Genomic DNA, 11,264 nt, shown 5'->3' on the forward strand with positions numbered 1-11,264 from the left:
CTTTTTATTTTGGCGGCATAAACTTTCACACAATCCATTTGTCATATTATTTAAATTCACAACTAAAACATTCTAAACAAATGAGAATTCTGACACGAACACTGCCAGCACTATTGATTGCAGCCGGTATCTTTTTCCTTGGAGTATTTATCAAAAGCGGCATTGACAATTTCGCCTACCGCGACCGAGTGGTAGCCGTACGCGGCCTGGCCGAAAAAGAGGTAATGGCCAACAAAGTCACATGGCCTATCGTATGCAAAGAAGTGGGCAACGATCTCACTTCAATATACGATAAGATTACCTCAAACACGACCAAAATCAGCAAGTTCCTGACCGACAACGGCATCTCCTCCGACGAAATTCTCGTACAGCCACCCCAGATTCTTGACCTCCAGGCCGAGCGATACGGTTCAAACGACCGTCCGTTCCGCTACAATGTGACATCGGTAGTAGTCGTCACATCCCCCAACGTTGAAAAAGTCAACAAACTCATCTCACGCCAGACCGAGCTGCTGAAACAAGGCATTGCCATAACAGCCGGCGACTATGAATACCGTACAATTTATGAGTATACCGCTCTCAACGACATCAAGCCAGAAATGATTGCAGAGGCTACTGCCAATGCAAGAGAAGCCGCCGACAAATTTGCCGCCGACTCCAAGAGCCGCCTCGGCAAAATCAAGACAGCCTCACAAGGCCAGTTTGACATCTCCGACCGCGACCCATATACACCTTATCTCAAGAAAGTACGCGTAGTATCTACCATCGTATTCTATCTTGAGGACTGATCTTACAGATTAGCATCAAAGAAATCCAATACACGATTCTGCACCGCTTTACCACAAAAATGAGGCATATCCCATAGTTCAGTGGTAAGGCGGTGTCCTGCATTCTGACTATCCCATACCTTGTGCATTTCAGAATAAGCATCCTCGACTCCATCAATCGGGAATAGATGGTCCTGACGCCCGTTAATAAAAAGCATAGCCCTCGGACAGGCAATTGAAGCTATGTGAGGATAATCAAGATATTGCCTGAGTCCGGGAATACAGTTGGCAAAGCCTCCATACTCACGCTTTCGGTCTTTGACCGATATCTGTACATCAGTCGTCACCATCCAGCACACTGCCGCTCCGGCCTTTATCCGGTCGCTCAATGCCGAAAGCATCCATGTCCGGTATCCACCCATCGATCCGCCGGCACACCCGATACGTCCGGAATCGACTTCAGGAAACGATGCAAGCAATTCCGTACATGTAATATCATCGTAAGACATAAACGCGCTCAGACTACGCCCGAGCATCATCATGTTGCCGGCGATGATATCATACTTCGAACGGTCGACACCCTCTTCCCGACCACGGTCTCCCCACATTGGAGCGTCGGCCGAGAATACAACATAACCGTTCCGGGCAAGAAAGTCGCCGAAATACTGTCCGCCATAAAAACCGGCGACCCAATTATCGGCATCGGCCACAACTACAGAATCCTCATCAAACGGTCTGACCATTTTTTCCTTACCTATAAACAGATGACCGCCATGGTCATGTAGCAGATTTACGGCCGGATGAGGCCCATCTCCATCAGGCACAAGCAGATATGCCGTAATGCGGGAATATGCATTGACGTTAAAACGTATTTTGCGGGCCTCATATCCATCCCTGCGCTCCGTAGCTATGACTTCCACATCAGCCGAGGCACTCTTAGGTGGTGTCATCATACATTCCATGACCTTTTCCCGGGCCATCTTGCGCCAACGTTCAAAATCTTTTTCATCAGAGTTCCCCCAGGCCATAGGATAAGTGAGTTCCTCCTTAAGTTCTTCGACATATTTAGGCAAATCAAATGTGAATTCATACTCACCACGTTTCTGCAATGAGGGTTTCTTTGCCAAAAGCCCACTGCCGTCACCAAAAATAAGCGAGCATCCTATCATAGCACACACAGCCCCTCGCAATATATATTTTCTTTCTATCATCATTTATGGATTTGAAACGGATTACTATCAAGTAACGGATATATCGCAATCCTTATTATACCAACCGTAATACTCAACGCAAACGCACAAAATCATTAGGTAATACAGCTGACAATAAATTCATGGAAACACCGGCCATTAATATACTCACCCATTCAATCATTTCTTATACCACAGCTTTTTCACTACATAGACAAAGTATTTAGACAATCTCAATGCTACCCGGTTTCACATCATGCTTTGTGCATCATGCTTTGTGCTTGGATAATTCACATTATTTATAAAGGGCAGCAAGGATATGAGGTAAAAAATGCTTAACTTTGCCACAACTATATCGACTCTCCTACTATTCACATACCCAACCATTTGCAGAATGAATTACCATAACTTCCGCAACAGGATTGTTCTTACCGCCGCCATACTTGGCGCTACATTTAATGCAATCGCCCTCGACCTGCCTACACGCATGGTTAATGGAAACGTATGCTATTACTATGAGGTACAGCCCAAAGAGACTGTATACAGCCTCGCTCGCCGTTTCGGACTCACCAAGGCCCAGATTATACACTACAACCCATCGGTAGCCGACGGACTCCGTGCAGGCCAGACTCTTTATTTTCCCAAAGGTGAGGTAGATGCGCTTCCGTCAAATCCCGTTCATTCGTCAAAACCATCTACTCCGGCAAATAATGTATCATCATCCTCAAACTCGACCGTCTCATGCCATCTTGTAAAAAAAGGAGAAACCATATATGGCATCAGCCGTCAGTATGACATATCGGAGGCTGATCTGATTGCAGCAAATCCCAAACTGGAGACCATAGGCCTAAAGTACGGCACTGTCCTCACCATCCCGACAAAAGAGGCTCAGCCCTCATATGAATCTACCCCAAAAAGTCTGTCCACCACCTCCTCAACTACATATTCGACACCAACAACGGAATATTCAGCTCCGACCGAGCCGACAAACAGCACTACGACAGCCTCGACTTACGAGTCTCCGGTTTTCACAACCGCAGGCACAGGCTCTGTCTATGTTGAGAACACCGCATCCGGCGGCACATTGGAATCCCAAATTTCCTATGGAGACAACCTGTCGGCTCCACAGGTAGAAGCCCCGACATTACTTACTCCAATGGAAGATGCGATATCCGACAATCAATCCCGGACTGACACCCTGCGTATGACAGTTATGCTACCATTCATGCTGTCCGCGCAACAGCCCGACAAGCAGGCACAGCTTTACACGGAATTCTATCGTGGACTACTGATTGCTGCCGATTCGCTGCGCAACCATGGCAATCCCTTGGTTATATCGGCATATGACACGGCTGCAAGCATCGATACAGTAAACTCAATACTCTCTCTGCCGGAAGTTGCCAAGTCAACCGTGATTATCGCACCCGATGACGACCTGCAATTGGGACGCATCGCATCATTCGCCTCAGAAAACGGCGCGAAGGTATTCAATGCATTTGCGGTAAAGAGCACTCTATATCGCAACAACAAAGCCATGATGCAGGCCAATATCCCCCACTCCGACATGTATGATACCGCCGTAGCCGGCATCCTTAATGAATATCCCGGCCATACATTGGCGCTACTTGTACCTCAGGAAGGCGGAAAGACCGATAAGGCCGAATTTCAAAGCCGTCTTCGGTCAAAGGCAATGTCAGAAGGACGAAAGATAATCGAGATATCCTACTCCGGAACGCTACGCCAGGCCGATTTGGAAAAACTGACTGCCGATGAAAAATACATATTCATCCCATCATCAGGCACACAGACCGAATTCTCGCGCATCATCAGCACCTTGAAGGCGTATAAGGAGAGCCTTAGCGACTACAATTCAGCACGACTGTTCGGCTACCCCGAGTGGATAACATTCCGTGGCGATGCTCTTGAGAACATGCGCTTCATGAATACAACCATATATTCACGTTTCTACAACGATGAGAGCTCTCTGCGCACAAAGGACCTGACAGCAGAATATTCACGGTGGTATGGAGCGCCGATGATGAATGCCATACCCGTACAAGGTATTCTCGGATTTGATGCCGGCATGTTCCTTATCCGTTCGCTCAATGATTCAGAGTCGTTCCCCGACTCTATCCCATACAGCGGTATTCAGAGCGATTTCCGGTTTATCTCCGACGGCATCAATGCCGGATCTGTAAACAAAGCGCTATATCTTGTCAACTTCCGCCCCTCGGGTATAACAGAGAAAATCAGTCTATAATGGCAAGACTTATCAGCAACACATGCAGATTGCGCTGTATGTCAATAGTGTCAGCTATCGCGATAGCATTGGCGTATGGCTCGGCATCGGCACAGGCACATTACAACTCTAAATTCTCGATTGGAGGCCATGCAGGCATTACCATGTCTAAAATGTCCTTTACCCCAAGCGTAAAGGAATCTATGGTCATGGGTCAGATGGCCGGATTGCAACTGCGCTATTGGGAAGAGCGTAATTTCGGTCTTATTGTAGAAATAAATTACGAGCAACGCGGATGGAAGGAAGATTTTGAGGAATATCCCTTCTCCTTCGAGCGCAAACTCGATTACATCCAGATTCCCCTCCTTACGAATATTTTTTTCGGAGGACGCCATGTAAACGGATTCTTTAACCTCGGCCCGGAATTCGGTTATATGATTGGAACAAGCTACTCATCTAATTTCGATGTCCACAACATCGCCAACATACCCGACTTTCCGCCAAATAGAGAAACCGACCAATTATGGATGGAGCCGACAAAAAAATTCGATTACGGCATCTCGGCCGGCGCCGGTATTGAATTCATAATAAAGCGCCGCCATCGCATACATCTTGAAGGACGCTATTACTTCGGTATAGGCAATATATTCCCGGATGAGCGTAAGGATACCTTTTCCGCTTCACGAGGCACTTCGATAATGGTAACTTTAGGATACTCCTATAGAATAAAATAGCCATATTTCTATATAAAACAAGAGAGGCCCAGTCATCCCACCAATTACATTACCACATTCAATATTGTATTTTGGCTAAATATCTCAAGACTACAAGAATTCTTTTGGCCATAGTTGTTTTTACAGCTATGACATTGCTTTTCCTTGATGTCACCGAAATAGCGGCAACACATTGGGGGTTTCTTGCAAAATGGCAGTTTATACCTGCCATACTCTCGCTGAACATAATGGTAATCATCGGCCTGGTGGTTGCAACACTGCTCTTCGGACGCATATATTGTTCAGTGTTATGTCCGTTGGGAATAATGCAGGACGGCATCGCCCGCATACGCCAGATTATGAGACCTCGAAAAAAATACTCATATTCAGCTCCGCTTACGTGGCTACGCATTGCAATGCTTGTGATATTCGTAAGTCTACTCATTCTCGGTATGGCTTCAATCGCGGCATTCATCGAACCATACAGTGAATTCGGCAGGATTGTAGCATCTATTTTTAAGCCACTATATGTAGAGGTCAACAATATCATAGCCGCCAATGAACCGTCTGACAGCTATCTATTCTACCATGTCGATTATAAAGTAGTCACCTCCATGCTGATTGTGTCAGCAATCACCCTGCTTGCAGTAGGTGCTCTTGCATGGTACGGTGGACGCACATACTGCAACACCATATGTCCGGTAGGCACCACTCTTGGATATCTGTCACGCTTCTCGTGGATGCGCCCGATGATTGACCACTCAAAATGCATTGGATGTGGCGCATGTAGCCGAAAATGCAAGGCATCATGTATTGATGCAAAAAAAGGCGAGATTGACTATACCCGCTGCGTGGTATGCATGGACTGCCTTGACTCCTGTAGCAAAAATGCCATTGTATATGCCCCGCGCACATCGCATGCCACTGATAAAAAATTTGAGGCAACTACTCCTGACGGCAACCGCCGTGACTTCCTTACTGCCGGACTGATTCTTGCAGGTACTGTCGCTATTAAAGCTCAAGAGAAAAGCGTAGACGGCGGTCTCGCACCTATTGCCGACAAACTGAAGCCAAAACGCCGCGTAAGGATTACTCCTCCCGGCTCAATAAGTCATAAAAACTTCACGACACACTGTACGGCATGTCAACTCTGTATTACCAACTGCCCCAACGGAGTGTTGCGCCCGTCGACAGACCTATCTCATTTCATGCAACCTGAAGTCAGCTATGAGTACGGTTATTGTCGTCCTGAATGCAATAAATGCGGCAATGTATGTCCGGCCGGAGCAATCATTCCAATACAAAAGGAAGAACGCACATCCATACAGACAGGCCATGCAGTATGGCTGTCCGACCGATGTATAGCTGCTACAGAAGGCGTGCATTGCGGTAATTGCGCACGCCATTGTCCGGCTGGAGCGATAAGCATGATACCTGTTGATGCTGATAATCCTACCGGAGTCAATATTCCGGCCATAGATACCGAACGCTGTATCGGATGCGGCGCATGTGAGAACTTATGTCCGGTGCGCCCGTTCAGTGCCATTTATGTAGAAGGACATGAAGTGCACCGCAATATCTGATGCTTTTCATAAGTGACAGGTCTAAATGCTTGTTGCAATAATCCATGGAAACTTTCTATATATTGGCACAATCAGGCCTTAATAGGAACTACCCGATTTGTCGTTACTTAAAAGTAGATTAATGAAGAAAGGTACTGACCACAATATATCACGCCGCACATTCCTAAGAACACTTGGTGTCGGAGCGGCCTCTACCGCCATGCTGTCCTGCCGCCGGAAGATTACAGAGCATATCGGGCAAGACATTGACGCAACAGCGGCATCCGCATCATCAGACAAAACAGCAAAAGGTCCGATGACCATGCGCGTGAACCCATCGACAGGCGACTCGGTAAGCATACTCGGCTATGGCTTCATGCGCCTGCCTGAGATTACAGATGCCGCCGGAGAAAAAATCATCGACCAGGAGCAAGTAAACCGACTTGTCGATTACGCCATGCAACATGGCATCAACTACTACGACACATCGCCTGTATATTGCAAAGGAAACAGCGAGCACTCTCTCGGCATCGCTCTGAGCCGCTATCCTCGCGACAGCTATTTCATCGCAACAAAGATGTCAAACTTCGCGCCAAAGACATGGCCACGCGAGGAGTCAATCAAAATGTACCGGAATTCTCTGAAAGAACTCCGTACCGACTACATCGACTACATGCTGCTACATGCCATAGGCCAAGGTGGAATGGAAGCCTGGGAAAACCGATACATCAACAACGGCATACTTGACTTCCTCATCGGAGAACGTTCGGCTGGGAAAATAAAAAATCTCGGATTCTCCTATCATGGAGACATCGAGGTATTCGACCATCTCCTCAAGATGCATGACGAGGGGAGTGTCAAATGGGATTTCGCGCAGATACAGCTCAACTACCTCGACTGGAAACATGCCAAGCAGCTGAATACACGGAACACAAATGCAGAATATCTCTATGACGAACTTCATCGCAGGGGCATACCTGCTGTAATCATGGAGCCGCTGCTCGGCGGACGCCTTGCGTCGGTCAACAACCATGTGTTGGCAGAGTTCAAGCGCCGCCGCCCCGACGACAGTGTAGCGTCATGGGCATTCCGATTTGCCGGGACACCTGAAGGCATATTGACAGTATTGAGCGGCATGACCTATATGGAGCATCTACAAGACAACATACACACATATTCATCGCTTGAACCCTGTACAACAGATGAATTGGACATGCTCAATCAAGCGGCAGACTATCTTGTAAAGTTCCCGACAGTACCATGCACATCATGCCAATACTGTATGCCATGCCCCTACGGTATCGATATCCCTTCGATATTCTCCCATTATAACAAATGTGTAAACGAAGGCCGAGTGCCGACATCTTCGTCCGACCCGGAATATAATCGCTTACGCCGTGCATTCCTGATCGGATACGATAGAGCCGTCCCTCGACTGCGTCAGGCAAACCATTGCATAGGTTGCCAAGAATGCATAAAACATTGTCCCCAGGCAATCAATATTCCCGGTAAAATGGAGGAGATTGACCGATACGTAGAACAACTCAAACAAGATACTTTATAGCAAATATATCAACATAACTTTCCATGAATAGACTATTTATCACGACCATTTCGATCGGCTTGCTTACGGCAGGATGCGGCACACAAGGTGATTCCGATTATACCGCATATGTCGATCCATTTATCGGAACCGGAGGCCATGGACACACCTTCCCCGGACCCGTTGTTCCCCATGCCATGATACAGCCCGGGCCCGACACAAGAATCAACGGATGGGATGCCTGTTCCGGCTACCATTATAGCGACTCGCTACTCAACGGCTTCACACAGAGCCACCTCAGTGGCACAGGGTGTGCCGACTATGGCGATTTCCTGATAATGCCTACCGTGGGCAAGCAAATGATTGACACTCAGATTGACACTCTGCAGAATCGGCCGTTTGCCTCGGAGTTTTCCCACGCCGACGAGATTGCCGAACCGGGCTACTACTCCACTTTCCTCAAGCGCTATGGCATAAAGGCTGAAATAACATCGACCGAACGTGCCGCTATATATCGCTTTACATTCCCCGAAAGCGATGATGCCGGCTTTATCGTAGATCTCGACTATTCGATTCAGAACCAGACCAACCTCGACATGAAAATCGAGTTTGAGGGCGACACTGCAATACGTGCATACAAAATGTCGGAGTACTGGGCATTCAACCAGCAACTCGCAATGTATGCGGTATTTTCAAAACCCTTTACCCATGAAACAGTCAACGACACTATCCTGAACAGCAAGGGAGACAAACAGATACGCTGCAAAGCCCTTCTAAAGTTCCCGGACACATCAAAGGATGAAGTCGTATACGTTAAGGTCGGAGTATCAGCCGTAGACTGGGATGGCGCCGAAAAGAACCTGATGGCGGAAATCCCGGGATGGGAGTTTGATGCAGTGCGAGATGACGCAAAGGAGAAATGGAATTCATATCTTTCCACCATCGATATCACCGCCGACAATACCGATAAAGAGATTTTCTACACCGCAATGTACCATGCGGCAATCGCACCGGGTCTTTTCATGGATGTCGACGGCCGATATCTGGGCATGGATCGAAAGGTGCACCAAGGCGACACATCAAAGCCTGTATATACCATTTTCTCACTTTGGGACACCCACAGGGCTCTCCATCCGCTACTCACAATAATAGACCCGCAGCTCAACAATGAGTTTATCAATTCCCTTCTTCTTAAATACGACGAAGGTGGCCTCCTCCCGATGTGGGAACTTGCCGGTAATTACACTGCTACAATGACAGGATATCATGCCGTATCCCTTATGGCTGACGCTGTTTCCAAAGGCATTGCTGATTTTGACATCGAAAAGGCATATCGTGCAGGTGTACGTTCGTCGGTTTATGACACTACCGGTATTGTCACCCCGGAGAAAGTGAAACTCGCACTTATGCCCAAATCGAAAGAATATAAAAATACTCTCGGTTTCATACCATGGAATAAAGAATTTGAATCAGTAGCCAAAGGTCTCGAATACGCATATAATGACTGGTGTATCTCAAAACTGGCCGAAGCAGCCGGCGACTCAGCCGTTGCCAACGAATATGCTATCAAGGGAGAGGCATACCGCCAGTATTTCGATCCCGCCACACGCTTCATGCGCGGCAAAGATGAAAACGGCAAATGGCACGAGCCATTTAATCCCCGCGCATCCAACCACCGTGAAGACGACTACTGTGAAGGCACAGCCTGGCAATGGACATGGTTTGTACCTCATGATGTGGACGGCCTGATGACTCTTATGGGTGGCCCCGACAGATTTGCAGAGAAGCTCGACTCACTATTTAATGCAGATTCCACACTCGAGGGTGAACTTGTATCGGCCGATATTTCCGGTCTGATTGGCCAGTATGCACATGGCAATGAGCCGTCACACCACATAATACACCTGTACAATTATGCCGGACGCCCGGATCGCACTCAGGAACTCGTTGATAAAGTTCTGAAAGAGCAATATCGTGCCGATATCGACGGCCTGTCGGGCAATGAGGATTGCGGACAGATGTCAGCATGGTATATACTTAACTCCCTCGGCTTCTATCAGGTATGCCCCGGCGCACCGGTCTACTCAATCGGACGTCCATGGTTCCCCCACGCCGTAGTCAACCTGCCCGGAGGAAAGAAAATCGAGATAAAAGTCAACAATTACTCGAAGGACAACAAGTATATAAAATCTGTCAAACTAAACGGCAAGACTCTTGACAGACCATTCTTCACACATTCCGATATTGTCGACGGCGCCATATTTGAATATGACATGTCGGCGACACCTGCATCATTGTAATCGACATATACGCCAACAATCACCGGCAATAGCACTATAACAAAACTCACTCCGGAAGAGTGTCAGACACATCTTCCGGAGTGAGTTTTATTGTAACACCTTATATAATCGCGCTTATGCAGGCTTAACACTCGGATGAGCCACCACTACAACCGCAGCTTCTCCGTCAGGATCGGTCTCATCGCCACCAGGTGTTGTGTCATCCGTTTCCGGCTCAGTAATATCAAGATAATAAGAGACTATTGCATTGGCAGGACTATAGTCCACAGCCCATACACCGATAAATATACGGAGCAGATGACGTCCGACACGCAGTCCATCGGTATTAAATGTCACAGTATAAGGCTTCGCCATTGTCGGGAATCCCAGACCATAATCAATCTGATATGTCACCGTACCAAATGTTATTTCTTTAGCGTTGCTGTTCACCGGCCTTACCGACTCGATAGTAAACGACTCCCCTTGCGGCACAGTAATCACGTTGTCCACAACATTTACGTCAGACGCGAATGTTACCTCAACATCAAATTCCGGCACCTTGTCATCATCGCTACAAGCTGCCAGAAGCAACATCGGGAGAGCACACAAAAAGTAGAAGAACTTTTTCATAATAGAATGCATTAGAGATTTTTAATTATACAACTAAAACAAACTATTCTTAAAAGAGTTTAAGAAACCGTTTAAATTCAAATCACTTTGTTTTTGAGGAGTCTGCCAGTGTCTTTTTGTTGGCTCTTCAGTCACATAGCAACGGCTACTCTCGTTCTTTGCAAGCAAAGCGACTTCGTCGATGACATAACAAACAAAAATACTTCTGACATTCTCCCTCAAAATCTGTATCATATAAATTTAAACAGTTTCTAACGGACTCCCTATAAGAGCTTGTTTAATAATAAATGTTACCGTCAGGGCGGTCAATCGTCGAGCATATTTTCGCTTGTGATGAGGGA

The 11,264-nt window shown here is 47.2% G+C and carries 8 protein-coding genes; 6 read left to right on the forward strand and 2 right to left on the reverse strand.

The genetic code is table 11. From position 1 onward, the window contains the following. Positions 1-80: 80 nt before the first annotated feature. Complete coding sequence (locus tag K2I50_RS02095; RefSeq protein ID WP_526022941.1) at positions 81-788, forward strand: SIMPL domain-containing protein; 708 nt, start codon at positions 81-83, stop codon at positions 786-788. A gap of 2 nt (positions 789-790) precedes the next feature. Here the strand turns inward: K2I50_RS02095 and K2I50_RS02100 are convergent, their stop codons facing one another. Further along, positions 791-1,936 (reverse strand): alpha/beta hydrolase family protein, encoded by a 1,146-nt coding sequence (locus tag K2I50_RS02100; RefSeq protein ID WP_526022942.1) that lies wholly within the window; start codon positions 1,934-1,936, stop codon positions 791-793. A gap of 415 nt (positions 1,937-2,351) precedes the next feature. Here K2I50_RS02100 and K2I50_RS02105 point away from each other — a divergent pair, with 415 nt between their 5' ends. The 5 genes from K2I50_RS02105 to K2I50_RS02125 all read left to right on the forward strand — a co-directional run bounded on the left by K2I50_RS02105 (position 2,352) and on the right by K2I50_RS02125 (position 10,314). Next, a complete protein-coding gene (locus tag K2I50_RS02105; RefSeq protein ID WP_301024597.1) occupies positions 2,352-4,217 on the forward strand; it encodes a LysM peptidoglycan-binding domain-containing protein in 1,866 nt (621 codons plus the stop codon). Continuing rightward, the gene (locus K2I50_RS02110) at positions 4,217-4,930 is read left to right on the forward strand and encodes a porin family protein (RefSeq protein ID WP_301024598.1); all 714 of its coding nucleotides are present in this window, start codon (positions 4,217-4,219) and stop codon (positions 4,928-4,930) included. Before K2I50_RS02105 ends, K2I50_RS02110 begins: the two co-directional genes overlap by 1 nt. A 128-nt stretch (positions 4,931-5,058) precedes the next feature. Beyond that, on the forward strand, positions 5,059-6,492 hold the full coding sequence (locus K2I50_RS02115) for a 4Fe-4S binding protein (RefSeq protein ID WP_301024599.1): 1,434 nt from the start codon (positions 5,059-5,061) through the stop codon (positions 6,490-6,492). Positions 6,493-6,613: 121 nt separating this feature from the next. Then, positions 6,614-8,035, forward strand: a complete 1,422-nt coding sequence (locus K2I50_RS02120; protein ID WP_301024600.1) for an aldo/keto reductase — start codon at positions 6,614-6,616, stop codon at positions 8,033-8,035. 23 nt (positions 8,036-8,058) lie between these two features. Further along, positions 8,059-10,314 carry a GH92 family glycosyl hydrolase gene (locus K2I50_RS02125; protein ID WP_301024601.1) on the forward strand — a complete coding sequence of 752 codons (2,256 nt, stop codon included), beginning with the start codon at positions 8,059-8,061 and terminating at the stop codon, positions 10,312-10,314. 114 nt (positions 10,315-10,428) lie between these two features. On the opposite strand, the gene K2I50_RS02130 is transcribed toward K2I50_RS02125, so the two are convergent. Beyond that, complete coding sequence (locus K2I50_RS02130) at positions 10,429-10,923, reverse strand: hypothetical protein (protein ID WP_301024602.1); 495 nt, start codon at positions 10,921-10,923, stop codon at positions 10,429-10,431. Positions 10,924-11,264 lie beyond the last annotated feature (341 nt).

Origin of the sequence: Muribaculum sp., from assembly GCF_029051885.1 — a bacterium.
In the GTDB taxonomy this organism is placed as follows: domain Bacteria; phylum Bacteroidota; class Bacteroidia; order Bacteroidales; family Muribaculaceae; genus Muribaculum.

Excerpts from the sequence above, each read along its gene's own strand:
- K2I50_RS02095 (WP_526022941.1), top strand. The coding sequence starts at position 81 with ATGAGAATTCTGACACGAACACTGCCAGCACTATTGATTGCAGCCGGT.
- K2I50_RS02100 (WP_526022942.1), bottom strand. The coding sequence starts at position 1,936 with ATGATAGGATGCTCGCTTATTTTTGGTGACGGCAGTGGGCTTTTGGCA.
- K2I50_RS02105 (WP_301024597.1), top strand. The coding sequence starts at position 2,352 with ATGAATTACCATAACTTCCGCAACAGGATTGTTCTTACCGCCGCCATA.
- K2I50_RS02110 (WP_301024598.1), top strand. The coding sequence starts at position 4,217 with ATGGCAAGACTTATCAGCAACACATGCAGATTGCGCTGTATGTCAATA.
- K2I50_RS02115 (WP_301024599.1), top strand. The coding sequence starts at position 5,059 with ATGACATTGCTTTTCCTTGATGTCACCGAAATAGCGGCAACACATTGG.
- K2I50_RS02120 (WP_301024600.1), top strand. The coding sequence starts at position 6,614 with ATGAAGAAAGGTACTGACCACAATATATCACGCCGCACATTCCTAAGA.
- K2I50_RS02125 (WP_301024601.1), top strand. The coding sequence starts at position 8,059 with ATGAATAGACTATTTATCACGACCATTTCGATCGGCTTGCTTACGGCA.
- K2I50_RS02130 (WP_301024602.1), bottom strand. The coding sequence starts at position 10,923 with ATGAAAAAGTTCTTCTACTTTTTGTGTGCTCTCCCGATGTTGCTTCTG.